Raw genomic sequence first — 26,625 nt, forward strand, 5'->3', positions numbered from 1 at the left:
TGGAAAATGTGTGACAAACTCGAAGATGTTCATGGCTTTATGTATTTTTATCCAAGAAACATCATCGAATCCACTCACAAAAACCTTTGACACCAGTTGACAAACTATATTTGGATACGTGTAGGATTCCGAAGAGTCAGAATTTTTTTTTAGTTTACGATTGAATGTGCTTTCTAAAATTAACTTTATTGATGTTCTCAAGGCTTCAGGAAATCGATCATTCATTTTAACAGCTACTTTTTTTCTTGGCAAAAAAAGTAGCCAAAAAAGTCAAGACGGCAGAATCCTATCCACTCACAAGGCCCATGCCGGCCCGGTCCGCCGTCATTCCTCCCCGCTTCGTAAATATTGGATTCAGTTGTAATTATAAAATTTCGAAAACAGACGTACAGATACAACAATAAAGATGCTCATCTTATTTATAGCAGTTATCGTCAAAGACAATAGGCGCTGGAATTGACCTTCATCATTGATGGATGACAAGCTTTATTAATTTGCCAAAAAATTACATTCTTTGGTTGGTTTAGATTAATGAAAAAGGGAATCAATCTGATTCCCTTTATTTTTTTTTAATATTTTTTATTGATCGGGTTTTGAGACCAAATCCATTTATTTCAGGCTGAATTTCATTTTTTATTTCATTTAACTATTCATTTATAAAATATTATTTATCAGTGACTTATGATGGTTTGATAAATCTTTTGCTGGCACTTGTTTTTTTATTTTCCCCGAGTAATTTTGTTACTCATGAGTAAAATATTTACTCGGTTTTGCAAGGTCTTTTGCTGGGACTGAAAGGGCGAAGCTGGGTTGTTTTGGCTAATAGCTAATGGTTATTGGTTACTAAAAACCTTGAACAGTTTCATTTTTAAATAGTGGCATTGTTGCCCTTAACATTATTTTATCAACAAAATGCTTGACTCACTCGTCACCTCCAAAACACGCGTCAAACTTCTTCTGAAGTTTTTTTCACACAACAATTCGAGTTACCTGCGTTCTCTTGCCAAGGAGTTTGATGAATCCACCAATGCTGTCCGTGTGGAACTTAACCGGCTGACAGATGCCGGATTGCTGACTTCTGGGGATGAGGGAAAAACCAAAATGTACCGGGCCAACAATGCGCATCCTTTCTCTCAGGAAATCAGAAACATGGTATCGAAATTCCTGGGATTGGATCAATTGCTGGAACAGGTCGTACAAAGGCTGGGCAATGTGGAGAAAGCATATATCATCGGGGATTATGCGAAGGGGATTGATTCGGGAACCATAGAATTGATCTTGATCGGCAGGGATATAGACTTGGAATACCTTGATTTTCTTGTGAACAAAACTTACGATAAAGTAAAAAGGAGGATTAAGGTTTCTGTATTGGAAGAGGAAATAGAAGAGGTGGGGGGATTGCTGGTGTTTGGGTAAAAAATAGATATTTGTGGATATTGGATATTGATTGATATTAATTCGACAGTGGATACTTGTGGATATTGGATATTTATTGATATTAATTTGAAATTGGATATTTGTTGATATTGGATATTCGTGGATATTGGTTGATATTAATTTGAAAGTGGATATTGGTTGAAATTGGATATTGATTGATATTAACTTGAAAAGGGATATTAGTGGATACTGGATATTCATGGATATTATTGGGAAGGGGAACGGACAACAGAATTGAAAAAATAAACTGGATTTGGAATTCAGGCCTATATGGGTCATTATTGCAAAGCCCAAATTCAAAGATTACGACCAAAATAACCCAAGCATAACTTGATAAGATTTACGCTGATTGCAGTTCTGGCCACGATTGTCGTGTTTCAGATTACCGGAGAAAAAGTACCTGTCAACGAAGGAGCGATGGGAGATGGGGTGTTTTTCAGGGAAGTGGCAAGAAACTTTCTGGAAGACGTAGAGGAAGGGGGTTACAATGTTTTTCAGATGCAAAGGGTAATGCCTTTTGCTTTTGTCAATGTCTTGTTTGGTGCCCTGGAAATCCTCAAAAGCAATGACAACCTCATGCGTGGCATGTTGGTGTTGCATTTTGTGTTTTTAGGTTTTGGGGTATATTGGTACTTCTCTTTGGCCAGCAAACTCCGGCTTGGAGATGGCCTTACTATCCTGGGGTTTGTATTGGTTTTTGCAAACTTTGCCGTGCTTAAGGATCCTTGGTACAACCCTTTTTCCACCGATTTGGCCACTTTGGTACTTGGTATAGCCCAAGCCAATTATTTCATCAAGTTTAACAGACAAAAACTCTTTTTGGTCTCCATCATTGCAGGATTTGTATGGCCCACGATGATGCTGACAGGCTTGTTGCTGATCTTTTTACCAAGTGATCCGCTGGTGGTTTTCATTAAGGAAAGGCCAAAGTCTTTCTTTCCTGTGCTTGCCTCGCTCGTCATGCTGGTGTTTTTGGCAGTTGTCAGCGTGATAACAGGGAGGTTTGATTGGGAGAATACTTGGGTTACACTCTTGCATGTTGCTTCGATCTTCACGCTTGTGTTCTTTGTTTTTGCCATTATGGTCAGGAATCCGATCGACTGGTCGAAGAGTTATACCCTGGTTTTGCAAAAAATAAAATCCCAAAAAATGTGGCGGTTTGCAGGGATACTATTTATGTATCTCCTTGTAGTTTTCCTATTGTCAGGGAGCAATGGTTCTTTGAACATGGTGGCGATGGTGCAGTCCCTGGTCAAGGATACGTTGCGGTTTCCGGGGGATTTTCTGTTTGGCCACATGATGTTCTATGGATTTTTGATTCCTCTGTCTCTTGCGTTTTTTCCGAGGATGATAAAGGAAGCCGCGAAGTTGGGGATGGGGATGATGGCGGTGAGTATCCTGATGTTGTTATTCTTTGTTCATCCAGAGTCGAGGCTTTTGCTGGCTTTTTTACCATTTATGGTGGTACTGTTATTGAAGTCGGTCAGGCGGTATAGGATTGTGAACAAGGATGTGATTGTCATCAGTGTGGTCAATATTTTGATGTCGGCTTTTTGGCTGCCGCTGAATGTGGCCGGAATGGAGGAAGCTTTGGGGCTCGGCCACCAAGAAATGTATGATTTTCCCGCCCAAAGGTATTGGATGCATTTTGGGAATATGATGTCTTTTGAAGTGTATGTAGTGGCAGGTCTGGTTTTTGTGGGGCTGCTGATATTGGCTTATAGGGGCAAAGTCAGGTATAAGCGAGAGGAATATGTGAGGGGACGGTCGGTTGCTGCTAAAATTTAAGGCCACAGAGGTGAATTCCTGAGAACTCGCAAAAAGTTTCTCACAAAGACACAAAGGCACAAAGGGTAATTTCTCGCAAAGACGCGAAGGCGCAAAAAGTATCTCACAAAGACACAAAGGATTGTTTCTCGCAAAGACGCAAAGACGCAAAAAGTATCTCACAAAGACACAAAGGCACAAAGGGTAATTTCTCGCAAAGACGCTAGAAGTAATTTTCCCGCAAAGGCACAAAGACGCAAAAAGTATCTCATAAAGGAGCAAAGAGTAATAAAATGAAATGTATGTACACAATTATGCCAGTAGATTGGATATCCATTTAAATTTTTGTCTGAAGACTGAAATATCCGGTACATCCCTGCCCGATGACAGGCGGGGGTCTTCCGACTTCCGTCTTCCGTCTTCCGTCCCCATGAAGAAGAAAATAGGGTTACTGGCAAAGAAGCGTATATCCATGTAAATTGAACCACAAAGGAACAAAAACTAAAAGTTCTGATTTTTTTAGCTGAACCACTTGAATTTAATCATCATCTCGCAATCGCAGCAACCGGACTTCACCTGTCCTGAATGCTGATTTTCATCAATACCCTTATGCAAAGCCATTTCCATTCTAAATCCCCCATTACATTGTTAGAAATAAAAACATATACCCCATCAGATTTTGATGCCTGGAATGAGCTGGTTGAAAACAGTTCCAATGGGGTATTTCTTCATTCCAGAAACTTTATGGATTACCATAAAGACCGATTCACGGATGTTTCTCTTATGGTCTACCAAGGAGGGGAACTTCGCGCTGTACTTCCCGGCAATCGCCATGAAAAGAATTTCTTGTCCCATCAGGGGCTGACATTCGGCGGTTGGATATTCCAAAGAGGAATTGGTCCCACTATCCAAGAGGAGATCATCCAAATATCCTTAAATTACCTGTTTGAACAGGGATTTACCCGGGTTCGGGTCAAGCCTGTACCGGAATTTTACCATGCCGAAAAGCTTGACAACGATGCCCTGATGCTCTCTGCAGGAGGGGCCTTGGTCGATGAGGATCCCAACTATGCCATCGAATTGCCCAAGGTTATCTCTGACCGGGGCAAAAGATGGGGAGTCCAAAAGGCCATGAACAAAGGCATCCACATCGAGGAGGATGACGGATTTGTGACTTTCTGGGATGAAATCCTGATGCCATACCACAGGCAGGTTTTGGGTTATGAACCTGTCCATACTTTGGCCGAAATAGAATACCTGGCTACGAATAATCCCACCAAGATCCGGCAGTTCAATGCTTATCACAAAGGCGAGATACTTGCCGGTGTAACCGTTTTTGTCCATCCTGAGGTGGCACGCACCCAATACATCGCCTCTACTGATGAAGGCCGTAAAAATAGGGCTGTGGATCTGCTGATAGGGTATCTGATGCGCAATATCGGTGAAAAATACATTGACCTCGGTGGCGTGACCGACCCAAAAACAGGCTTACCAAAAGAAAGCCTCGTGCAATGGAAAGAAAGTTTTGGCGGGGAGTTGTATGTGGGGAAGGTTTGGGAATTTTGTTAATTCAGAATTATGAATTATGAATGTAGAATTATCAGTGAAGAATGAATAATAAGGAATTAGGAATGAAGAATGCAGAAAGCAGAATTATGAATTAATAATGAAGGGGATTAGCGGTTGTTTTTGGAGGAAATGAGGATTGAGTTCAGAATCTTGATGATCTCTTCAATTTCAGATTGCAAAAAGATGAAGTCTGGATGGTCACGGATTAATTCTTTCCGATTTAGTAATTTAATCCAATAGGCTGTTTCCCGTGCTTCCTTGGAGGCAATAGAGATTTTTGAAATAAAGTCATTTTTTGATTGCGCGGCTTGGGCTTCCACCACATTTGCACCAATGGAAGTACCTGAACCAACAATTTGGTCCGCTAACCTGTTATGGTTTTTTTCGCGAAGGAAGAAATATATATTCAGTATTTTTTCAGCAAAAATAAAGCTTTTGTCAACGATAGGATTTTTCATATTAGGAAGTTATCCCACTAAAATAATAAACGCACAATCAAGCATTGATCAATTAAACGTTTAAAATCGGATAATATCATTCCTCATTCTGAATTTATCACTCATCATTCTTAATTGATCACTCTTCATTCATCATTCTGAATTCATCATTCTTGATTCACCTAAGTTCCATATTAATCTCATCCCCCTTATGGATTTCGGCGGCGAGTTTGAAGTAGAGGTGGCGGTTGTATTTGTCGTTGATGAGGATGCTGTCTTCCACTTTTTGGGCATTTTCCAGGTCGTCAATGGACAGGGTGTCGAGCCATTTGGAGGCATTGATTTCAAAAATGATGGAAGGATTGATGGTCCTGTCGGAGGTGAAGGAAAGCATAGGCGAATTGTCAGTGTTCATTTCCAAGTCGAATCTTGGCTTTGCTCCGAAAAGTTCGATCGTCACAGGAATCAGTTCACAGGTGCTGCTGTAGTAAGAGGCGGTGATGTAGACGGATGGGTTGTCAAGATGGTCTGACAAGTGGATGCCAAATCCCAACCTGTCGTAATTGCCTTCGGGGATATTGAGAAAAAAATCCTCTGTGTCATCGGATTTGTCGAAATACACTTTTTTGACTTCATTGAATTCAATCTCCAGGTTCTTTTTGAATTTACTGGTTTCATTCTCCCCGCCCACATTGAGTTCTAATTTTTTGATGCAGATAAACCCTTCATGGATGATGATTTTGGGTTTGTGCGGTGGAAAAACATCCAAATCTCCCTCATACTTGTCTGTCAAGACAAAGGCTAGGCCTATAAAGCTTTCGTCAAGCTGGTGCTGAAAGTAATCGTGGGCACGGTACTGGATTATGAGCATATTAGGGGAATTAAGTCGGAATTACGATTTACGAAGTAGGATTTACGAATTACGAAGTGGTAGGTAAGAAGTAAAAGGTGAGAGGTGGGGAGTCCGATGACGGATGACCGATGTGACGGAGCGCATATCTAGGGTTTCCGAAAAGGAATTAGGAAGTTGGAAGTCAGAGGTAAGAAGTAAAAGTTGAGAGGTGGAGAGTCCGATGACGGATGAAACAGAGGTCTTAAAATCGAGGATGTCGGAAAAGGGATGCGTGTGTGAAGTGCGGTCATAGCTTTGCGAGATGAGGGTAATGGATTCATAATTATCTTCCTGCGAATACAACTCTATAACAACGAAGGGAAAACATTATTCGCATAAAACTTCGAATTTAAAAGTTCAATTTTGGTGCCAAGAAATAGTAATTATCTCACATTTAATAATTGGAATTGACCTGTAAGCAATTCTGAAAGGCATTTTTGGGAATGGGGTTTTTGGACAAAAAAATATTCAATAAAAGTCTGAAAAATAATTGATTATATAATTTTTGATAAAAATCCATTTAATGGTGTGAAATACATTTTAGAAATATCCACTCGCATTTTATTTAGGACAAAGATTTTATCAAAAAAATGGGCCTGATGGCAGGTATTTTTTCAGCGGCGAAAATGTTTTTTGAGGGTTTGCAAATCCCGATTGCCCGAGTAATTTTGTTACTCATGAGTAATTTTTGTACTCAGTCGGATGTCCTTGGATGGGATTGAAGGGGCGAAGCTGTGTTTAAGGGGAATCTTGTGAGGTAGGGGAATCCGTTGGGGGGTTGTAATTGTTGTCGGGTTGTCAAGTTGTCTGCTTCGCGTTGTCAGGTTGTCGGGTTGTAGCGTCACCCTGAGGTACGAAGGGTCTCCTTCCAGTGGTTGTAATTGTTCTAGTTGTTGTAATGGTTGTCGCGTTGTCAGGTTGTCAAGTTATCGGCTTGGTACTTGGTACATGATACTTAGTACTAACTGTTGTCGGGTTGTCGGGCGTCACCCTGAGGAACGAAGGGTCTCTTGGAGGTGGTTGTAATGGTTCTAGTTGTTGTAGTGGTTGTAATGGTTATAGGGTTGGGGCTTGGTACTTGGTACATAATACTTGGTTCTAATTGCCCTTTTTTCTCGCTTTTAGACACCCTTTTAAGATTCTTAGAAAAGTGATACGTTTTCTAGGAAATTGGTCGAAAGGTAACGAATGGGTAAGGAGGGGGTAACGTATGGGTAGGGGAAGGGTAGGAGAAGGGTAACGGAACATTCCCGAAAAAGGCCAGATTTGGCGAAAAAAATATGGTTATTTATAAAAAAGTATGATTTTTTAAATTTAGGGAATTTTGAAAATCTAATAGAAAATTTATAAAAAGAAGTCTTTTTACCCTGATAAACCTAGCTTGTTTAAATTTTGTTGATGAAAGCCGATAGAACACTTTTCTGAACTGAAAGATATTCAAATGGCAAAAAGATCCTCCATAGATAACAACAGGTTAGAGTTATTAAAATCTAAAGATATTGTTTATTTGATTACCTGTTTTCAATCTGAATACTATTGCGAAGACCACCATGAAGGCAGATGCCAGAGAGGTTTCTTTTCACTTTTTCTTCAGGCAGTATATGGAATTCAGTTTGCAAAGAGGTTGAATCTAGACTATTATATAGATTTTGGTAATTTGAATTATAGCTACAGTGAGGCTGAAAAATTTAACGGCAATCAAAATTTTTGGGAGTATTATTTTAAACAGGCTCCTAAGAATCCAACTTCGGAGGGTATTTTTAATTTGAGATTTGAAAATTACCCTTTGAGAGTTTGGAATAAGTCTTTTTTCCGGGAGCTTCATCAGGTTGTGATTTCGAATCTTCAATTCCGCAATGAAATTCAGGAAACAATTGATGCAACAAAGGAGCGTTTCAATAAACTTAGGGTTCTTGGAATCCATTTTCGAAAAACAGACCATTACGTAGAAGTGAAACCCGTCAAAGATTCATTATTCCTAAAATTGGTTGATAAACAAATAGCTTCCTTTGATAGACTTTTTTTGGCAACTGACGATGCGCAGATTCTTGAACTTTTTGAGAATAGGTATGGTGATAAACTCATGTACAATTCTTTTGTTCGGTCATCAGGAAAAGTTGCAATTCATAAAATTGGTGACTGTTCCAATGGATATGAAATAGGTAAAGAAGCACTTTTGGATTGCTTATCCCTGTCCTTATGTGACCATGCAATCCTATCACCCTCCAACCTTTCTTATTGTGCTTTGGTATTCAATCCTGAATTACCTTATCAGATTGCGGAAAGCAGTTCGGCAAAGCGGTACAGGTTAAAAACTTTGGGAGCATATTATCTTAATAAATGGGGCATTAGAAAATGGTGAGACATTGATAGCAATCAAGCCGAAACCGGATTTTCATGTTGACTGTCCTAAGTGTTCCTCAACCCAATCAAAAGCAGATGCTTGGTTTTTTCAAGGCATGCATTTTTTGGCTGAGGTTGCTTGCCTGAATTGTGGTTTTGAATTTTACCAAACCTTGCCAATTGGCCATGACTTACTGTTTCCCATGCAAATATCAAAAGACGGGAAACAAAGTTTTATTCCCTCAAGGGCAAAAGGATGGCTTGCTGAACCATTGATTCAATCCTTAATTCAAAAAGATGCAAAGGTATTTAAAATTGAAAAACAGGTAAATAGAGAGTTTGATAAAGTAGTCATTGTAAACTGTCTTGATAGCTGCTTTGGTCATATTTTTTCAAAAGTTTGGAATACCTATACCTTAATTGAAAATAAGCCAGACTGGGGTATCATTGCCATCATCCCGGAGAGATGTAAGTGGTTATTGCCTGAAGATATTGCAGAGGTGTGGTCAGTATCTATCGGATTGAAACAATGTGATCAAACGATAGGCGGACTGGATGAATTTGTCAAAGACCAACTCAGCAGATTTGAAAAGATATCCTTTAGCCGTACCTACACCCATCTGGACCATACCAAGTATATTGATATGGGAAAAGTTCTTAAAATCCCCCGTTTTAATTTAGGTAATTTCCTGACTACAGCTCCGCAGATCACTTTTGTGTTAAGGGAAGATCGTTTTTGGCTTAATAGCCATCTTATGGATTTCCTGTATAAAGCTTCCCGCAAATTTAAAGTTGAGAAATTGATTTTTCCATTACTTCTTTGGCGTCAGAGACAATTGGTCAATCAAACAGGAAAAATGATTTTTGATAGTGTTCCCAATGCCAAATTATCTTGTACTGGACTTGGGACTTCTGGGAAATTTTTAGACCTGATGGATGACCACAGAGTAGACCATATTTTGTCTGAGACAGAAATTCGATGGAATGCTATTTATTCCAAGAGTCATCTCGTAATTGGGGTACATGGTTCTCATATGTTGATTCCCAGTGCATTGGCAGCCGGTTTTGTAAATATTGTGCCAAGGTATAAGATTGAACATTTGGTGGAGGATACTGTGCTTCCTTATACCAATAGGATGTTGCAATTTCTTGGAAGGTTTCTGGATGAGTTTTCGTCCCCAAAGTTGGTATCAAAACATATCAGCAGTATGGTCAAGGATTTTGACTATGTGAACAGAAATCTGGAACAGGAACCGGAGGGGAAATATTATTAAAATTTCGGTATATCCATCATTGTGATAAAATCTCTCCTTCGCTTTATCAAGATGGCTATAGGGTATGCAGGGATGGCGATGAGGCATTCAAGGATAAAAGGGAAAAAAGCACGATTTGAGATTTTCAAAACATTGGTACTTCTAACTTATAAATCCAAGTATCATCCCGAATCAGAAGTAATGCAAGAATTTTTTGGGTTTAAAGTATCTGCAAATTCACCCCAAACACTATTGTCGCTCTATAGAGAAATATTTGTCGATGAGGTATATTATTTTGATTCAAATCATGCAAGTCCTAAAATCATTGATTGCGGTGCCAACATGGGGATTAGCATGCTTTATTTTAAACATTTATTTCCCAATGCTCAAATAATTGCCATCGAACCCAATCCCATGGCATTGCAATACTTGGAAAAAAACATCAAACAAAACTTCCTAGAAGATGTCCATGTGGAAAAGGCCTGCGTCTCGGATAAGGTTGGAAAGGAAAAGTTCTATTATTCCAACAAGATAAATATTGCGAATGCATCTTTGTTTCCTGAGATAGGGAAACATTATCTTATGGAAGTGGATTCCTTGCAATTGTCCGATTACTTGTCTAAAGATATTTACGACTTGGTAAAAGTCGATGTGGAGGGAGCAGAACGTCAGGTATTAAAGGAATTGAAGACCTCAGGTCAATTGCAAAAATCCAAGCGTTATATCATCGAATACCACCATGCCCCTGAATACTTGGAAGATACCCTACAAGAAATCCTAGAGACTTTCTCAGAGGCTGGGTTTAGCTTTAGTATTAGCGGAGATGAGGGGGATAAAGTATTGAATTTTGAGTATTCACCCAATTTCAGGGAAAAAAATCCCTAAATCTTTCAATATTGAAAAATCAAGATCTTAAGATATTTATAGCAGGCCATAAAGGAATGGTAGGGTCAGCTATCTGGAGACATTTAGAAAAAAAAGGATACACCAATTTAATTGGCAGGTCAAGTCATGAACTGGATTTGAGAAATCAAGGTGCAGTAATTCGATTTTTTGAGCTTGAAAAACCTGAAATTGTAATCGATGCAGCTGCAAAAGTCGGAGGTATATGGGCAAATCAAGAGCATCCCTATACCTTTCTGATGGAAAATTTACAAATCCAAAACAACCTTATAGAAGCATCTCACCGATTTGAATGTAAAAAATTCATATTTCTAGGGTCTTCCTGTATATACCCTAAAATGGCCCCACAGCCGATCAAGGAGGAGTATTTATTGACAGGAGCTTTGGAACCAAGTAATGAAGGATATGCTATTGCAAAAATCGCCGGTGTCAAAGCCTGTGAAGCCATAAGGAAGCAGTTTGGCAAGGATTTTATTTCCTTGATGCCTTCTAACTTATATGGTTCTTATGACAACTTTGATTTGGAATCATCACACGTATTACCTGCCATGATTCGCAAGTTTCATGATGCAAAGGAAAGTCATAGACCGGTACAATTATGGGGGACTGGAAGTCCTTTAAGAGAGTTCCTGCATGTGGAGGACCTTGCAGATGCGGTTTATTTTACAATGAATAGCGACATGGAAGGTCATTTATACAATGTTGGATCTGCCACTGAAATCAGCATCAAAAATCTGGCAGAATTAATCCAATGGATTGTGGGCCATCAAGGAGAGATATTATGGGACTCAAGTAAACCTGATGGGACTCCCAGGAAATTGATGGATTCCTCTCGGTTTTTTGAATTGGGATGGAAGCCAAAAATCGATTTGGAAACCGGGATAACCAATACTTACAAATGGTTTTTGAGTAATAGAGACCAATTAAAGGAAGTAAAATTCAAATAACATTGCTTTGAAAAAAACCGCATTGATTACCGGGATTACCGGTCAAGATGGTGCCTATCTGGCAGAACTCCTCTTAGAAAAGGGATATACTGTCCATGGTATCAAAAGAAGATCTTCTTCATTGAATACTGATCGGATAGACCATTTGTATCAAGATCCACATGACCCTAAGGCAAGACTTTTTCTCCATTATGGAGACCTTACTGACTCCATGAATATCACCCGAATTATTCAAGAGACCCAGCCTGATGAAATCTACAATCTTGGGGCGATGTCCCATGTGAAGGTGAGTTTTGAAACTCCTGAATATACAGCCAATGCCGATGGGATAGGGGCGCTAAGGATTTTAGAGGCTATAAGGCTTTTGGGACTGGAGAAAAAAACGAAGTTTTACCAAGCATCCACCTCTGAATTGTATGGGATGGTGCAGGAAGTCCCCCAAACGGAAAATACACCTTTTTATCCAAGGTCACCTTATGGGGTGGCTAAGTTGTATGCCTATTGGATCACTGTCAATTATAGGGAAGCTTATGGAATATATGCCTGCAACGGAATCCTCTTCAATCATGAGTCCCCCCGAAGAGGAGAGACTTTTCTTTCGAGAAAAGTTACCCAAGCTGTTGCCCGCATTGCTATGGGTTATCAGGATAAACTTTTTGTTGGAAATCTTGATGCAGAAAGAGATTGGGGACATGCCAAAGATTATGTCGAGGCCATGTGGCTGATGATGCAACAAGACCATGCGGAAGATTTTGTGATTGCCACAGGAAAGACCACCAAAGTCAGGGACTTTATTCAGATGGCTTTTGGAGAAGTAGGAATGAAAATACAGTGGGAAGGAAAATCAATCCGCGAAGTTGGAGTTTTGGTTGAGATTGATGGAAAGCAATTTGAAAATGCAGTGGGATTTGGATTGGAAAATTCAAAAGTAAATATGATACTTAATCAACCTATTATTTTGATTGATGCTAATTATTTCCGACCGACAGAAGTAGATTTATTGATAGGAAATCCTGCCAAAGCCAAAGCTAAACTAGGGTGGAAGCCTTCCATTACTTTGGAAAAGTTGGTCAATGAGATGGTTTTCAGCGATATCTATGAACTTAAATCTAGAAACCTTTAAAAATTAACGGTATCATTTATTCACACCGCCTTTTTCGATACCAAAAACTTTTAGAAAATTCTTTGGATCGGATCAAAATAAGGAGGAAGGAAACCACTCCAATCATTTTTTTAAGAAGTTTAATTAAAGTTTGGAATAAATTTTATTGAGAAATAAAAAATTATGTTGTTATCAATAGTTTCTCCTGTATATAGGGCAGAATTCCAATTGGAAGAATTGGTAGAAAGGATCAAGACTTCTGTGGAAAGCATTCAATTGGATTTTGAAATCATTTTAGTGAATGACCATAGTCCTGATCAATCATGGACAAAAATTGTGGAACTCAGTAGAAAACACCCGTTTGTGAAGGGCGTTAAACTAAGCCGAAACTTTGGACAGCACTACGCAATTACTGCTGGATTGGATCAGGCAAAAGGGGATTGGGTTATAGTGATGGATTGTGATTTGCAGGACAGGCCTGAAGAAATCCCGAACTTATTTCATAAAGCGCAGGAAGGTTTTCATGTAGTTTTGGCAAGGAGAGTAATAAGGAAGGATGGTTTTTTTAAAAAACTTGGTTCTAAAATATTTTACAGGACGCTCGCATACTTGACAGGTTCAAAGCAGGATGAATCTATTGCTAATTTTGGGATTTATCATCAGGATGTGGTCCGTGAAATTTGTGCAATGAGAGAAAGTATCAGGTATTTTCCCACTATGGTTAAATGGGTTGGATTCAAACAGACTGCCATTGATGTTGACCATGCCTCCCGGGAAATAGGTCAATCCTCTTACAATTTTAAGAAGCTATTTAATCTTGCCTTGGATATCATGTTGGCATTTAGTGATAAGCCTATTCGGTTGACAGTGAAGTTAGGGTTATTGGTCGCTCTGACAGGGTTTTGTTTTGCGATTTACACCCTTATCAGGTACTTCCAAGGCGACATCATAGTCGCAGGTTATGCAAGCATGATCATTTCTTTGTGGATGTTGTCAGGATTTATTTTGATCACTTTAGGAATGGTTGGGCTTTACGTTGGGAAAACTTTTGAGGGGGTCAAAAATAGACCCATTTACATAGTCGAAGAGAAACTCAATTTTTAATGAGAATTAATGACTTACAGTGGGATTCACAACTTTTCGGTTATTCGGTTGGTAAAATTGAAATTGATAATTCTGAATTTGATCCTTTAAGGTTTTTGGAATTTTCTGCAAATTATAAACTTGTCTATCTTTTTTCTTCGAAACCGATTGACACTTTGCCAGAAAATACAATTCTTGTGGATACTAAGGTTACACTTGTCAAGGAATTGGGAGGCATACAAGATTGGGATGATGTTGAATTTTTTGAAGGAAAGCTTTCCGAAAGCTTAATCTCATTGGGATTTCAAAGCGGAGAACTTTCAAGGTTTAAAATTGATAAGAGGTTATCAAAGAATGAATTTGAGAAACTGTATATCAAGTGGCTAGAACGGGACTTGAATTCTGGAAAAATTATTATCCAAAAAATTGAAAGGAAGATGGCAGGATTGATTACGCTAAGGTTTAGCGGTGATCAAAGTTCTATTGGTTTGTTTGCTGTAGACAATGCTTATCGTGGAAAAGGGATAGGATATAAACTTTTACAAGCCGCACAATATATTTCCGTGAAGAACGGAATAAAGAAAATTAGTGTACAAACACAGTTTCAAAATAAAAGGGCTATCAGCCTCTATGAAAAATTTGGATTTGTGCAACAGAATAAAAAATACATTTATCATTATGTCAATCCAAAAAACACTTAACATCTTTCATGTCGGTACCCAACATCCGCATTCCTTTTAATAAACCTTTTCTTACAGGTAATGAACTCCATTACATTGAACAGGCTGTAAAAACAGGTAAAATTTCCGGTAATGGCATTTTTACCCAAAAATGCCATCATTTTTTTGAATCGAAGTATGGTTTTAAAAAATGTCTTTTAACCACTTCCTGTACAGATGCCTTGGAAATGGCGGCCATTTTATTAAACATTCAGCCTGGGGATGAGGTGATTATGCCTTCCTATACTTTTGTATCCACAGCCAATGCCTTTGTATTGCGGGGCGCCAAAATTGTATTTGTTGATAGTCGTCAAGACCACCCTGGGATGGATGAAAACAAAGTAGAAGAACTGATTACCTCCAAGACCAAAGCGATCGTGGTAGTGCATTATGCAGGGGTGGCCTGTGACATGGATATCATCATGGATATTGCATCGAGGAACCAACTCTTCGTGGTGGAGGATGCGGCACAAGCCATAGATTCTTATTATAAAGGCAAGGCATTGGGAAGTATCGGGCATTTGGCAGCATTTAGTTTTCATGAAACCAAAAACATCCAATGTGGTGAAGGGGGGATGTTGGTCATCAATGACCCACAATTTGAAAAACGAGCTGAGATTATCTGGGAAAAAGGCACCAACAGGTCTGCATTTTTCAGGGGTGAGATAGATAAATATGGTTGGGTAGATATAGGTTCTTCGTTTCTTCCTTCTGAGGTTACAGCAGCATTTTTATGGGCACAATTAGAAAATTTAGATGAAATTCAGTTAAAAAGAAATAAAATATGGAATGAATACTTTTTACAATTAAGTTCGGAAAATGGTGAGCGCTTTTTCCGTTTACCCATAATACCTGAATATGCATGTAATAATGCCCATATGTTTTACTTGGTTTTTGAAAAGTCCGCGGACAGGGAAATTTGTATTCAAAATTTAAAAGCTAATGGGATTTTATCTGTGTTCCACTACCTTTCTCTCCATAGAAGTTCCTTTTATAAGAATTTAAATAATTCCAAGAATGAGCTATCTCATTCAGACTTTTATTCTGATTGTTTGCTAAGACTACCTCTTTATTTTCAATTAAATCCAGATGAAGTTAGATTCATTACATCAATTATCAAAAAACATTAGTATCTCTTTGGATCTACTATATAAAAGTAGTACTGCAAGGATTGGTTTCATTTTATCGGTGCTAGTCATGCTTGCATTGATTATCTGGAGTTTGGACAAAGGCCTTATTTTTTTAGATGAGGCTTTTTATTTACTGCATTTAAGGGATGGTAGTAATCCTTTGGCGTTAAGTAACTGGTTTGTAATTTTTCAAAAAACTAATATAACAAACCTCAATCATATCAGATTACTGATATTTGCTTCAATGGTTTCCTCCTCATTTTTTCTTGGATATGCTTTTTCATTTTTTTATTTCAGAATTTGGCCAGCTTGGTTTGTGGGTTGTGTTGCTGTTTTTTTTACTTTTTTACTTCCTATACCAGTTCAATTTGTACCAAATAACTTCACGTTGAACTTAGTTTTCATTTATATCAGTATAGCATTTCTGTTCTTGGGTTTAGGCAATAAGACTAAGCTTTCCAAAAATTCATTGATGTATTTTTCAGGTCTATTATTTGGGCCTGTTCCGTTTATTATGATAACAAATCTTCCCCTGATCGGAGCTATATTTTTGTTCGTTATTTTGATTGAGAAAAAGACAGCTTTTCAGCTATTGGTTTTTTGGATACTGGGTTTTTTAAGTACCCTAATTGTTTTTTTTCAATTTTTTCAATCCTTTGAAGAATTTATAACCAAGTTTCAAGATGCGGTTGAATTTTCGAGTTTTATAAGTTCACATGGTATCAAACCCTTATTAAAATGGCATTATAATACCATTATTTACTACTTGGGATTACCACTTAATCTTTTGGTTCTTATGTTGTGTTTTTTCTATTTGAAAAATTCGGTTAATACCAGGTTGAAAATAATTTCATTTATTTCATTTGTCATTATATTTTCAATTCAATTCGGATTTGACATCACCAACCCGTTAGCAATCTTTCCTTCAACTTTATTTCTTATAATTTTTTTCTATTTGTTTTTTGTTAATTGGTTAGATAATATCCTCAGCACTAATGACACTCTGGTTGCAATTTTTTTAGTTTCAATCCTTTATTTTGCAACATTGGGAACTGATGTCCCTTTCCGGTATCGTTCTTCTACTTATCTCTCAGGATTAGTTCTAGCCATCCTGATTATGGCAAAGAATAATAAATTCGGTTTTCTGGTTTTTGCAGCATTAACATTTTTATGTTTTCTTAATTTTTTAACTTACCCCATTCAAAATGGATGGCATAGATATAAAATGGTCGAACAGAAGCACGAAGTCAAAATCCCAAATGGAGAGGGTTATGTTAAACTTGATCAATTAACCAAAAACACAGTTGAAAAATTGATCCCTATCCTAGCAAATAGAGAAAATGTATTGATATCTGATGGAAAATTATGGGGATATATATATTTAACCAATGCGCAGGCACCTTATCTCAGCTTCTGGGAAAATGAAGCTTATTTTCAGTTTTATAGAAAGAAGAGGGAATTAGGTTTAGAGGATTTTACGTTTTTTGAAGGAAAATACCGGAAATTTTCTCCCGGTTTAATTGAGGAAATTGTTGATTCCAATTTATTTGAGATGGTTGAGGTAGAAGATTTCCGTCTCTTCATTCCAAAACAAAATTAGTACCCACTATGCTTTCCAACATTTCAGAAATGATTTATATAGAGCCTTTCGGCGGAATCTGCAATAGGCTAAGAGCCATTGCATCAGCAGTTTGGCTTAGTAAACAGTTAAATAAGCCGCTAACTGTAATTTGGCAAGTTAATGAGGATTTAAATACATCTTTTGAATCATTGTTTCAACTCCCAGGTGAGTTTAGAGTTGTCGAAAATTCAAGAAGTTTTCAGAACATAAAAAACAGTAAACAAAATAATGCCCTTAAAGCCGGTCTAAGTAGCATTATTAATAAATTTTATGGGGTGGATTTCTGTATAAAGGAAATAGAGATTAAGAACTACAGTAATTCCTACTTTACCGAGTTGAAAAAATATAAGAATATTTACATCAACACATGTGAACAGTTTGGTGAGCCATCAGCTTATTTTTCGTTATTTAAGCCCGTACCCAAAATCCAAAAACAAATAAATGAAATTTCTGGCCATTTCGATAGTTATACAGTCGGACTTCATATTCGAAGAACAGATAATGCAATGGCGATTTCAAATAGTCCGATTGAACTGTTTTTTGGGAAGATGGATGAAGAAATTAACGACAATCCATTAGCAAATTTTTTCTTGGCGACAGATGATCAAGAGATAGAAGAAGAGTTGAAAAAAAAATACCCTGGGAAAATAAGGTTTCTCGAAAGTAAAGAAGGTAGAATTTCGAAAATTGGGTTGGAACAGGCGGTGGTAGATTTATTTTGCTTGGGAAATACCGGGAAGATTTTTGGCTCATTTTATAGTTCATTTTCTTTCGTTGCTTCCAAATTGAATGGTAATCAACTATTAATATTAAAAACAGATACCTTAAATGTTCCAATAAAATATAAGAAAATGGCTAAAGATTCAATTGAAAAGTATTTGTAACATTGTTTTAGAATTCAAATATTCATTCATGTTTCTTTGTAGAAAAAGGAGGATTGTCAAAAATATTGGATTTAGTTTAAATCTTTTTAAAAAATAAGGGTGAAGGGTGTCTCTATTATAATTTGTACTTTCAACGGTTGCTCTAAACTTCAAACCACATTAGAATATATTTCGAAATTAATTTTCGATGGACCATGGGAATTATTAGTTATTGATAACAACAGTACAGATGGAACTTTTGAATTTCTTCAAGAGCAATCCAAAAAACTCTGTTTCGACCATACAATTTTAAGTTGCCCTATTCCAGGAAAAATGTTTGCTTTTTGGGAAGGGATTCACCATTCTAAGTATGACTTTATTTTGGATTGTGATGATGATAATTGGCTTGAAATTGATTATTTGAAAATTGGATTTTCCGTAATGGAGCAAAATCCAAAAATTGGAGCTCTAGGGGGCAAAGGGCAACCTGTTTCGACAATAGATTTACCCAATTGGTTTCAGCAATATTTCAAAGTGTATGCTGTTGGCGCTCAAGGAAAGAGTATAGGTGATCTTGGTATTTCGGGGGAATTGTATGGGGCAGGAACTTTTTTTCGGAAGAAACCTCTTCTCGAATGGAACTTTACAGGTTTAACCAATTTTCTCACTTGCAGAAAGGGGGACACATTATCTTCCGGTGGTGATACCGAACTTTGTGAAATCCTAAAATTAAAAGAATATGAGATATGGTATTCCGATGATCTAAAATTCAAACATTTTATTGCTCCTGAAAAACTCACTATTCAATATTTATTGAGGTTAAAAAAGGGAATTGCCACATCATTCCCTATCCTAGAAGCTTACCGTAGGCAAAGCAAAAAAACTACTTTGAATTTTCATCTTTCTTTGTTCAGACTTTTTGCGATTACAGCTAAATCTGCAGCACTCTCTAATATCGTTTATTTAGTCAAAAGAAATTACAAAAACAAAATTTTTAAGACAACCTACAATACCATGATTTTTTCCTTTATTAAAAATTATCCTTATACGCTGAGGGTTTACAAAGAATTAAAAAGCATAAAGCAAAAATAAATATGGTTAAACAGTTTTTTTTCTTATTAGGACATTTTCGTTGTTTTCCTCATTGGTTACTCTTTGGGATTTCTAAAAATAAATCAATTATTGAGTCCGATATCAAGCGTTGGATGGAATTTGAGGGTATTCTAAAAAAAAATTTAGTCCAAGGATTAATTTATTTACTTGTATTCTATCCTGAATTTAGAAATTTATTTTACCATAGGATAGGAAGTAGCTCTGTTTTTATTAACTGGCTATGTAGGAAAAAATCGAACTTGTATCTGCCAACACCGAAAATTGGTCCGGGTCTTTTCATTCAGCATGGAGATTCTTCCATTATCGGGGCTAAATCAATTGGTTCCAATTGTTGGATTAATCAAGAAGTTTCTGTCGGATATTCTGATAAGGGAAAAACCCCTGTTGTCGGGAATAATGTCACATTTGGTCCGGGATCTAAAGTCTTTGGAGACATTACCATAGGAAATAATGTGATCATAGGGGCAAATGCGGTAGTATTGAAAAATGTACCGGATAATTGTATCGTTGTTGGAGTTCCTGCCTACATTGTGAAAAGAGATGGGATAAAGGTAAGAGAAGAGCTTTAAAAATTTTTAATCTTGATTTCAATCATTATCCCCACCTTTCAAAGGGCCCATATCTTGGAACGGGCATACCTTTCGGTAGCCAATCAGACATTTACAGATTGGGAGCTATTGATCATAGATGACGGATCCAATGATGGAACAGAAGAGTTGGTCAAAAAATGGCAGGAAGAGGATTCAAGGATTTTCTTTTTCAAAAGACCCATAGATAGGATCAAAGGGGCGAGTACTTGCCGGAATATCGGTATTGAAAAAGCAAAAGGTACTTATGTGGCTTTCTTGGACTCTGATGATATTTGGAAGTCAGAAAGGTTGGAGAAAATCTGGGTTTTTATTCGTGAAAATATAGCTGACGGTGTTTATTCCGGAGCTGTAGTAAACGGTACTAAAGGGGAGTTTTTAAGAAAGTCAAGAGTTATTTCTGAAGGCGAGAGCCTTTTTGATTTTATTCTGAAACCTGATACCTTTTCACAGACCTCTACATTAGTAGTCAAGAAAGAAGTTGCTCTTAAGGTAAAATTTAATGAATCACTTACCCATCATGAAGATTATGATTTTTTTATTCGCGTAGGAAAATTTATCAATTGGAAATTTTATAGTGGCTTTGATGTAATTGTGGATTGGAAAGATAATGCTTCAAGAAAGCTTAATTATGATAACTGCCTTTGGTTTTACAATCGATATAAATCTGAAAGTAACGAACAAGGTGTAAGGGTCCAATATTTGAAATATATGGTTGATGACATGGTAACACGATCTAATTTCTCAAAGAGGTATTTTTATGAGTATAAGGAATTATTGATGGATGAGAAAGTTAATTTTAGCAAAAGACAGAAGTTTTTGTTTCATTATCCCGTGATATTCGGAATGTTCAATAAAATCAAGCGAGGAGTTAAAGGAATGATCAGATGAAAAAAATCCTGTTTGTTATTGATACTGTGTCATTTGGAGGAGCGGAATTGTCGGTGTTGGAAGTTGCCAAAAACCTTAAACAATTTCAACCCATGGTTGTAGTTGTATATGAAGCTCCCAATGGGCTGAGAGAAAGTTTTGAACAGGCCGGTATTCCATTAGTCTTTTTTGGAATAACCAAGAGATTTGGTTTTGGAGAAGGGATCAAAAAACTAAAAACTTTAATTAGAAAAGAGAAACCCTCCATCGTGCATGCTACAAATTTTAAATCTGAAATTATCTCAAGATTTGCGGTTCCTTCCTTTGGTATTCCTTTAGTAGGATCTATCATCAATGATACTTATGGAAAAGAAAGATATTCTTTGGTAAGTCAAAGAGAGAAGGTAAAACTTGAACTTTACCGTGCTCTCAATAGATGGACCTCCCATAAGATGGATAAATACATTTCTGTTGCCGAATGTATTATTCAACCTAATTGCAAGTATTTGAAGATACCTGCAGAAAAAATGGTCGTTGTCCAAAATGGAAGAGATCTGAAAAAATATTTGCCTGCAATTCCGTTGGAAAAGACCAAAATCAATCCTGATTATCTAGAAGGAGATATCTTGTTGGTTTCCAATTCGCGGGTAGTAAGGCACAAAGGTTTTGAAGAGATGTTTGGTGCTTTTGATATTTTATCTGAAAGATATCCAAGGTTGTTCTTAGTGGTAGTTGGTAATGGGTTTGATTGGGAGAAGTACCAAGAAAGAGCAAAAAATATGAAAAATGGTGGGAGGATAATTTTTCTGGGACCTAGGCTAGACATGCCAAACATCCTTAAGGCCTGTGATATTTTCTGGTTTCCATCTTATTATGAAGGTTCACCTGGAGTAGTAATAGAAGCGATGCTTTGTAAAATCCCTATAATTGGAAGCAATATTCCATCTATTTTAGAAAATATCGAAGACGGGGAAAACGGAATTATCTGCGAAAAGGGAAGCATAGCCTCCTTAATTGAAAAAACAGAATATCTAATTAAAAACCCTGAATTAGGAAAGCTTTTGGCAGAACAGGCATACCAATTAGGAACAGAGAAGTTTGACATTGAAAAACTAACTGCCAAACAGGAAATTGTTTATTTGGAGTTGATTGAAAAAAGTAAAACTTAAATGTTTTAAAAATAGGGAAGCAGTTAGCTCCAAGAATAATTTAACAAAAGTAATTTTGAAAACTACAATATATACCTCTGATAATAAATACTCTCTAAAGAAAATAGCGGTTGAGATTTGGGAGGGATTTCTAGAAGGCCAGGGTTTGGCGTATCAGCTATTTAAAAGAGACTTAAAAGCAAGCTATCAAAAATCTCTGTTGGGAGTTTTGTGGCTATTTATCCCTCCATTTTTTACAGCTGGTATTTGGATTTTTTTGAATGATCAGGGAATTGTGGCAATACAAGACACTCCAATGAGATATGCGGCCTTTGCACTTTGTGGGTCTATTCTATGGAGTCTATTTGCAGAAGCAATGAATAAGCCTATGGTTAGGTTTCAAACTGCCATGAGTATGTTATCCAAGTTAAATTTCCCCCGAGAGGCACTAATTCTTAATGCATTTTATGAACAGCTTTTTAGTTTGTTTTTAAAATTGCTGGTACTTATCCCCGTTTTGATGTTTTTGGGCTATTATCCCAATTGGACTTGGGTTTGGGGATTGCTTGGAATATTAGGTCTTATATTGGTGGGCTTTACTTTTGGATTATTGATTTGCCCCTTGGGCTTACTATATATGGATATTGGTAAAGCCTTACCCTTGGTATTGCCTTTTGCCATGTATTTAAGTCCTGTAATATATCCTTTAAGATCGGATGGGGTTTTGTTGAAACTTCAAAACTATAATCCTGTAACTCCATTTTTGGAACTAGCCAGAAGCAGCTTTGGAGAATATGATTTTGTTATGTGGGATGCTGTAGGTATTTGGACAATAGTTTTGCTTTTTGGATTTGGATTATCTCTTGTAATTATGAAAATATCAATGCCTGTAATTGTTGAAAGGAGCGGGTTCTAATGGAAAAATCAGAAGAAGTATTGATTAGGGTGGAGGGAGTATCCAAGAGGTTTTGCAAGAGTCTTAAAAGAAGCTTGGCTTACGGTATGATGGATATTACCAAAAGTGTTCTTGGTATTCCTTTATCCAAACAACTGCGCAAACAAGAATTCTGGGCGGTAAAAGATGTTTCATTTGAGCTTCGAAGGGGAGAGTGTATGGGGATAATAGGGCATAACGGCGCGGGAAAAAGTACCCTTTTAAAGATGATCAATGGTTTGATCAAACCAGATGAAGGCAGGATTGAACTAAAAGGAAAAATTGGAGCTTTAATTGAGCTTGGTGCAGGGTTTAGTCCCGTTCTCACAGGTAGAGAGAACATTTATAATAATGGCGCAGTTTTAGGATTTTCAAAAGCTGAAATTGACAAAAAGCTTAACGAAATTATTGCTTTTTCTGAACTCGAGGAATTTATTGATATGCCGGTGCAAAATTATAGTTCAGGTATGAAGGTAAGATTGGGTTTTGCAATTGCTGCACAGTTGGAACCAGATGTTTTGATCTTGGATGAAGTGTTAGCTGTGGGAGATGCTACATTTAGAATGAAATGCTTTAATAGAATTTCAGAAATGTTGAAAAATACTGCTGTCATTTTTGTTTCCCACTCAATGGCTCAAGTAGCAAGAATTTGCGATAGAGTAATTCTACTGAAAAAGGGAGAAATGATTTCTGCAAAAAGCTCTAATTTAGCCATTACTGATTATCTCTCAAGTATCAAACTTTCAATAGATACCCGATCTCAGGAATCAAGCATGATTTCAATATTGAAAGGTTATTTGGCAGATGAAAGTGGGAATGAGTTAAGGGATATTGTCAGTGGGCAAACATTTCAATGTGTTATTCATTTTGATGTAAAAAATTTTCAAGAATTAGACAGGGCAAGATTTATGGCTGTTTTCGTTGACTATGAATTGAATAGTGCCATTCAAGTTGATCAGGATTTAGCATTTGATTCTAATGGGATTTTTGAATTAAAGTTAAATTTTGAAGACTTGTGTTTGAAATCAGGGAAATTTTACATCAATACAGTAATCTTAAATGGTGCAAGAGGGGAGTTTATCGCTGCAAAGGATAATTTAATAAATTTCACATGCACTCATAAAAAGGATGGATATGCTCCTGTCTTTGTAAACCCGATAGCAAGTTGGTCTAAATCCATAGAAGTAGGTAATTAGTAATTTCTCACCTTGAATTTAAGGTTGTATATATGTGTGGAATTGTAGCTTATATAAGCAATAAGGAGTCAGTCTCAATAGATGAATTTAATAATGCTAGAGATACTTTATCACATAGAGGTCCTGACGGAGTAGGTTCTGACTTTTTTGAATATAATAAAATAGCTTTAGGGCACAGAAGGTTGTCTATTATAGATTTGTCTGAAACAGGAAGGCAACCGATGACAAATGAAGACGGTAGTATCTGGATAACTTTTAACGGAGAAATTTACAACTATCAATCCATCAAGCAGTCACTTCAAAAATTAGGACATTCTTTCAAATCTAATTCAGACACAGAAATTCTTATTCACGGGTATGAAGAATATGGACCTAAAATTCTTGATAGGCTCAAAGGCATGTTTGCTTTTGTTCTTTATGATAAACAAAAAAATAAAATTTTTGCAGCGAGAGATAGGTTTGGAATAAAGCCACTTTATATGCATCAGGATGAAACCAGAATTGTATTTGGATCTGAATTGAAAGCTATTGTTAACTTTTCCTGGTTTAAAAAAGACGTAAACCCATCAGCTTTACGAGATTTTTTTACTTATGCTTATATTCCAAATCCAAAATCAATTTGGAAAAGTGTTAGGAAAATTAGACCAGCAGAATATGTAATAATTGATATCAATAACCTTAATTGTTCTTTTAACACTTATTGGAGCTTACCTGAAAGTAAGAATTTAAAAATTGATTTTAATTCTGCCTTAGAAGAATCTAACAGGCTTTTAAATACTGCTGTTTCTGAGCATCTTGTTAGTGACGTTTCTGTAGGTCTATTTTTGAGTGGAGGCTTAGACTCAGGCACAATTTGTAAGGAAATGGCACTTCAGAAATATCTCATTAATTCCTTTTCAATTGGGTTTAAGGATTGGGAAAAATCAGAACACGCTCAGGCTCAAAGTATCGCAACTACCTTTGGAGCGAATCATACAACAAACCTTATTGAGAGTATCGACGGAGAAGTTTTTGATGTGCTAAGTTTTTATTATGATGAGCCTTTTGCCTATACTTCAATGATTCCTTATTATGAAGTTTCAAAATTAGCCGCCAAGCAAAATAAAGTTGCAATGGTTGGAGATGGTGGGGATGAAGTATATGGCGGTTACCGCTGGTATTATAATTTGGAGAACCATTTCAAAGAAGTTAAATCTCGAAAAAATTTAACATCAATTAAAAAGAGAATTCTGGGTTTTAATAAAAGAGATGTAATCAATTATTACGGAAATTTTATGCCTGACGGAATTAGAAGCAATTTTTCTTTAGATAAGATTTTTTCGCATGATATCTTAAAAGGAATGGATGACGAGGACATTTTCTGGTTTTATGAAAAATATCTCCCTAACGATAAGCCATCAGTCAAATCATTACAGTATATGGACTTCAATACGTTTTTGCCAGAACCAGCACTAACCAGAGCAGATAGGTCTAGTATGGCGTGCTCTCTTGAAGTTAGGGTGCCATTTTTAGATCACGAATTAGTAGAATGGGCATGGAATCTAAATGAATCTGTATATATGCATAAGGGTGTTAAAAAGCCTCTGCTTTATTATGAGCTAAAAAAGTATGTAGATAGCAATGTGTATGATATGCCAAAGCGGGGATTTAGTATGCCATTTACACACATAATTGATTTTCATCGTTTTTCAAGGGAGATTGCAAATTCAAAAATAGTGACCTCGGGAATTATTAATAAGGAAATTGAGATTAATGGCATGTCAGACCAAATGAAATTATCACTATATGTTTTGGAAAAATGGGCGATAAAGTGGCTATAGATAAATTGAGTGAATATACTTTGAAAAGAAACTGTCCTGTTTGTGAATCAACAAATTTCATGCAATTAGGATCACTGAAAATAACAACGTTATTAAAAAGCAATCCTGGGTACAATAAAGAGTGGTTTAATCATCACCCAAATTTATTGAATGCTTCATTTCCATTTGTCAAGTGTAATGAATGCTACTTTGTTTATTCTCAGTATAAATTAAGTGATGACTTAACATTCGATTATTATAATGAAGGAGTAGACGCTGTATTTAGTGAGGCCAAAATATATAATGGTGGAAAAAGGAATCAATTAGTATTTTTTTGGCATAAATTACTGGACAATAGTAAATTAGAAAGCCCAATTAAGGTATTAGATTACGGTGCGGGCTGGGGAGATTTTTTGGCAGTTGCTAAATGCATTGGAGTAGATGTGTTTGGGCTTGAGTTTGATCATAGAAAAATCGATTTTGCTCTACGAAATGGTATCCAATGTGGTGATTTTGCCTTTATCGAAAAAAATGCCCCTTACGATATATTTATGTGTAATCAGGTATTGGAGCATTTGGACAAGCCAATAGATGCCTTGTTTAAACTGAGGAGCTTATTAAAAAAAGGTGCTATTGGTTATGTTTCAGTTCCTAATTTCCCTATCGATAGAGTAAATGAGCAAATAAGACTTATTGAGCAAGGTAAACTTCCCTCTAAGGATTTCGATCCACTTGGTCATTTAAATTATTTTGATGTTTCTAGTTTTAGAAGGGTCCTTAATGACACAGGTTTTGAAGAAATAATTAGACCAAAACCAAAAAATATTAGAGGGAAATTAAGCAATTTATTAAACACGATTAGAGGAAAAGACATTCAAGAAAGACCTAGTCTTTATGTAAAAGCAATATAAT

At 36.7% G+C, this 26,625-nt stretch carries 23 protein-coding genes; 21 read left to right on the forward strand and 2 right to left on the reverse strand.

Going from position 1 to position 26,625, the window contains the following annotated elements; genetic code table 11:
- Nucleotides 1-912 precede the first annotated feature (912 nt).
- The 3 genes from MMU05_RS21245 (at nucleotide 913) to MMU05_RS21255 (ending at nucleotide 4,773) form a co-directional block, all read left to right on the forward strand.
- Entirely contained in the window at nucleotides 913-1,416 is a 504-nt protein-coding gene (locus MMU05_RS21245; protein ID WP_241143667.1) for a winged helix-turn-helix domain-containing protein, read from the forward strand.
- A 351-nt stretch (nucleotides 1,417-1,767) separates the two neighbouring features.
- A complete protein-coding gene (locus MMU05_RS21250; RefSeq protein WP_241143668.1) occupies nucleotides 1,768-3,225 on the forward strand; it encodes a hypothetical protein in 1,458 nt (485 codons plus the stop codon).
- 624 nt (nucleotides 3,226-3,849) lie between these two features.
- The gene (locus MMU05_RS21255) at nucleotides 3,850-4,773 is read left to right on the forward strand and encodes a hypothetical protein (RefSeq protein ID WP_241143669.1); all 924 of its coding nucleotides are present in this window, start codon (nucleotides 3,850-3,852) and stop codon (nucleotides 4,771-4,773) included.
- Between the two features lie 107 nt (nucleotides 4,774-4,880).
- Here the strand turns inward: MMU05_RS21255 and MMU05_RS21260 are convergent, their stop codons facing one another.
- Together MMU05_RS21260 and MMU05_RS21265 are read right to left on the reverse strand one after the other, a co-directional pair.
- Complete coding sequence (locus MMU05_RS21260; protein WP_241143670.1) at nucleotides 4,881-5,231, reverse strand: four helix bundle protein; 351 nt, start codon at nucleotides 5,229-5,231, stop codon at nucleotides 4,881-4,883.
- A 157-nt stretch (nucleotides 5,232-5,388) separates the two neighbouring features.
- Nucleotides 5,389-6,081 (reverse strand): hypothetical protein, encoded by a 693-nt coding sequence (locus tag MMU05_RS21265; RefSeq protein ID WP_241143671.1) that lies wholly within the window; start codon nucleotides 6,079-6,081, stop codon nucleotides 5,389-5,391.
- A gap of 1,462 nt (nucleotides 6,082-7,543) precedes the next feature.
- Between MMU05_RS21265 and MMU05_RS21270 the strand changes: the two genes are divergently transcribed.
- The 18 genes from MMU05_RS21270 to MMU05_RS21355 all read left to right on the forward strand — a co-directional run bounded on the left by MMU05_RS21270 (nucleotide 7,544) and on the right by MMU05_RS21355 (nucleotide 26,624).
- A complete protein-coding gene (locus tag MMU05_RS21270) occupies nucleotides 7,544-8,464 on the forward strand; it encodes a hypothetical protein (RefSeq protein ID WP_241143672.1) in 921 nt (306 codons plus the stop codon).
- Nucleotides 8,465-8,648: 184 nt separating this feature from the next.
- Nucleotides 8,649-9,719: a hypothetical protein gene (locus MMU05_RS21275; protein ID WP_241143673.1), complete on the forward strand. Its 1,071-nt coding sequence runs from the start codon at nucleotides 8,649-8,651 to the stop codon at nucleotides 9,717-9,719.
- A 21-nt stretch (nucleotides 9,720-9,740) separates the two neighbouring features.
- Nucleotides 9,741-10,583 carry an FkbM family methyltransferase gene (locus tag MMU05_RS21280; protein ID WP_241143674.1) on the forward strand — a complete coding sequence of 281 codons (843 nt, stop codon included), beginning with the start codon at nucleotides 9,741-9,743 and terminating at the stop codon, nucleotides 10,581-10,583.
- 11 nt (nucleotides 10,584-10,594) lie between these two features.
- A complete protein-coding gene (locus tag MMU05_RS21285) occupies nucleotides 10,595-11,548 on the forward strand; it encodes a GDP-L-fucose synthase family protein (protein WP_262917721.1) in 954 nt (317 codons plus the stop codon).
- 7 nt (nucleotides 11,549-11,555) lie between these two features.
- A complete protein-coding gene (gene gmd / locus MMU05_RS21290) occupies nucleotides 11,556-12,671 on the forward strand; it encodes a GDP-mannose 4,6-dehydratase (RefSeq protein ID WP_241143675.1) in 1,116 nt (371 codons plus the stop codon).
- 162 nt (nucleotides 12,672-12,833) lie between these two features.
- Nucleotides 12,834-13,754 carry a glycosyltransferase family 2 protein gene (locus MMU05_RS21295; RefSeq protein ID WP_241143676.1) on the forward strand — a complete coding sequence of 307 codons (921 nt, stop codon included), beginning with the start codon at nucleotides 12,834-12,836 and terminating at the stop codon, nucleotides 13,752-13,754.
- Complete coding sequence (locus MMU05_RS21300) at nucleotides 13,754-14,434, forward strand: GNAT family N-acetyltransferase (protein ID WP_241143677.1); 681 nt, start codon at nucleotides 13,754-13,756, stop codon at nucleotides 14,432-14,434. The genes MMU05_RS21295 and MMU05_RS21300 overlap by 1 nt, the downstream gene beginning before the upstream one ends.
- An 8-nt stretch (nucleotides 14,435-14,442) precedes the next feature.
- A complete protein-coding gene (gene rffA, locus MMU05_RS21305) occupies nucleotides 14,443-15,582 on the forward strand; it encodes a dTDP-4-amino-4,6-dideoxygalactose transaminase (RefSeq protein WP_241143678.1) in 1,140 nt (379 codons plus the stop codon).
- A complete protein-coding gene (locus tag MMU05_RS21310) occupies nucleotides 15,542-17,182 on the forward strand; it encodes a hypothetical protein (protein ID WP_241143679.1) in 1,641 nt (546 codons plus the stop codon). Before rffA ends, MMU05_RS21310 begins: the two co-directional genes overlap by 41 nt.
- Nucleotides 17,183-17,190: 8 nt before the next feature.
- On the forward strand, nucleotides 17,191-18,087 hold the full coding sequence (locus MMU05_RS21315) for an O-fucosyltransferase family protein (protein WP_241143680.1): 897 nt from the start codon (nucleotides 17,191-17,193) through the stop codon (nucleotides 18,085-18,087).
- A gap of 99 nt (nucleotides 18,088-18,186) precedes the next feature.
- Nucleotides 18,187-19,158: a glycosyltransferase gene (locus MMU05_RS21320; protein ID WP_241143681.1), complete on the forward strand. Its 972-nt coding sequence runs from the start codon at nucleotides 18,187-18,189 to the stop codon at nucleotides 19,156-19,158.
- A 2-nt stretch (nucleotides 19,159-19,160) separates the two neighbouring features.
- Nucleotides 19,161-19,748, forward strand: coding sequence for a serine O-acetyltransferase (locus MMU05_RS21325; RefSeq protein ID WP_241143682.1), 588 nt, complete (start codon nucleotides 19,161-19,163; stop codon nucleotides 19,746-19,748).
- A gap of 12 nt (nucleotides 19,749-19,760) precedes the next feature.
- Nucleotides 19,761-20,657, forward strand: a complete 897-nt coding sequence (locus MMU05_RS21330) for a glycosyltransferase family 2 protein (protein WP_241143683.1) — start codon at nucleotides 19,761-19,763, stop codon at nucleotides 20,655-20,657.
- On the forward strand, nucleotides 20,654-21,805 hold the full coding sequence (locus tag MMU05_RS21335; RefSeq protein WP_262917722.1) for a glycosyltransferase family 4 protein: 1,152 nt from the start codon (nucleotides 20,654-20,656) through the stop codon (nucleotides 21,803-21,805). Before MMU05_RS21330 ends, MMU05_RS21335 begins: the two co-directional genes overlap by 4 nt.
- Complete coding sequence (locus MMU05_RS21340; RefSeq protein WP_241143685.1) at nucleotides 21,786-22,700, forward strand: ABC transporter permease; 915 nt, start codon at nucleotides 21,786-21,788, stop codon at nucleotides 22,698-22,700. The genes MMU05_RS21335 and MMU05_RS21340 overlap by 20 nt, the downstream gene beginning before the upstream one ends.
- Entirely contained in the window at nucleotides 22,700-23,914 is a 1,215-nt protein-coding gene (locus tag MMU05_RS21345) for an ABC transporter ATP-binding protein (RefSeq protein WP_241143686.1), read from the forward strand. Before MMU05_RS21340 ends, MMU05_RS21345 begins: the two co-directional genes overlap by 1 nt.
- A 32-nt stretch (nucleotides 23,915-23,946) precedes the next feature.
- Complete coding sequence (gene asnB, locus MMU05_RS21350) at nucleotides 23,947-25,734, forward strand: asparagine synthase (glutamine-hydrolyzing) (RefSeq protein ID WP_241143687.1); 1,788 nt, start codon at nucleotides 23,947-23,949, stop codon at nucleotides 25,732-25,734.
- The gene (locus MMU05_RS21355) at nucleotides 25,725-26,624 is read left to right on the forward strand and encodes a class I SAM-dependent methyltransferase (protein ID WP_241143688.1); all 900 of its coding nucleotides are present in this window, start codon (nucleotides 25,725-25,727) and stop codon (nucleotides 26,622-26,624) included. The genes asnB and MMU05_RS21355 overlap by 10 nt, the downstream gene beginning before the upstream one ends.
- Nucleotide 26,625 lies beyond the last annotated feature (1 nt).

The sequence above is a fragment of the Cognataquiflexum rubidum genome (assembly GCF_022538115.1).
GTDB lineage: Bacteria > Bacteroidota > Bacteroidia > Cytophagales > Cyclobacteriaceae > Cognataquiflexum > Cognataquiflexum rubidum.

Excerpts from the sequence above, each read along its gene's own strand:
- MMU05_RS21245 (WP_241143667.1), top strand. The coding sequence starts at position 913 with ATGCTTGACTCACTCGTCACCTCCAAAACACGCGTCAAACTTCTTCTG.
- MMU05_RS21260 (WP_241143670.1), bottom strand. The coding sequence starts at position 5,231 with ATGAAAAATCCTATCGTTGACAAAAGCTTTATTTTTGCTGAAAAAATA.
- MMU05_RS21265 (WP_241143671.1), bottom strand. The coding sequence starts at position 6,081 with ATGCTCATAATCCAGTACCGTGCCCACGATTACTTTCAGCACCAGCTT.
- MMU05_RS21270 (WP_241143672.1), top strand. The coding sequence starts at position 7,544 with ATGGCAAAAAGATCCTCCATAGATAACAACAGGTTAGAGTTATTAAAA.
- MMU05_RS21275 (WP_241143673.1), top strand. The coding sequence starts at position 8,649 with ATGCAAATATCAAAAGACGGGAAACAAAGTTTTATTCCCTCAAGGGCA.
- MMU05_RS21295 (WP_241143676.1), top strand. The coding sequence starts at position 12,834 with ATGTTGTTATCAATAGTTTCTCCTGTATATAGGGCAGAATTCCAATTG.
- MMU05_RS21300 (WP_241143677.1), top strand. The coding sequence starts at position 13,754 with ATGAGAATTAATGACTTACAGTGGGATTCACAACTTTTCGGTTATTCG.
- rffA (WP_241143678.1), top strand. The coding sequence starts at position 14,443 with ATGTCGGTACCCAACATCCGCATTCCTTTTAATAAACCTTTTCTTACA.
- MMU05_RS21310 (WP_241143679.1), top strand. The coding sequence starts at position 15,542 with ATGAAGTTAGATTCATTACATCAATTATCAAAAAACATTAGTATCTCT.
- MMU05_RS21315 (WP_241143680.1), top strand. The coding sequence starts at position 17,191 with ATGCTTTCCAACATTTCAGAAATGATTTATATAGAGCCTTTCGGCGGA.
- MMU05_RS21325 (WP_241143682.1), top strand. The coding sequence starts at position 19,161 with ATGGTTAAACAGTTTTTTTTCTTATTAGGACATTTTCGTTGTTTTCCT.
- MMU05_RS21335 (WP_262917722.1), top strand. The coding sequence starts at position 20,654 with ATGAAAAAAATCCTGTTTGTTATTGATACTGTGTCATTTGGAGGAGCG.
- MMU05_RS21345 (WP_241143686.1), top strand. The coding sequence starts at position 22,700 with ATGGAAAAATCAGAAGAAGTATTGATTAGGGTGGAGGGAGTATCCAAG.
- asnB (WP_241143687.1), top strand. The coding sequence starts at position 23,947 with ATGTGTGGAATTGTAGCTTATATAAGCAATAAGGAGTCAGTCTCAATA.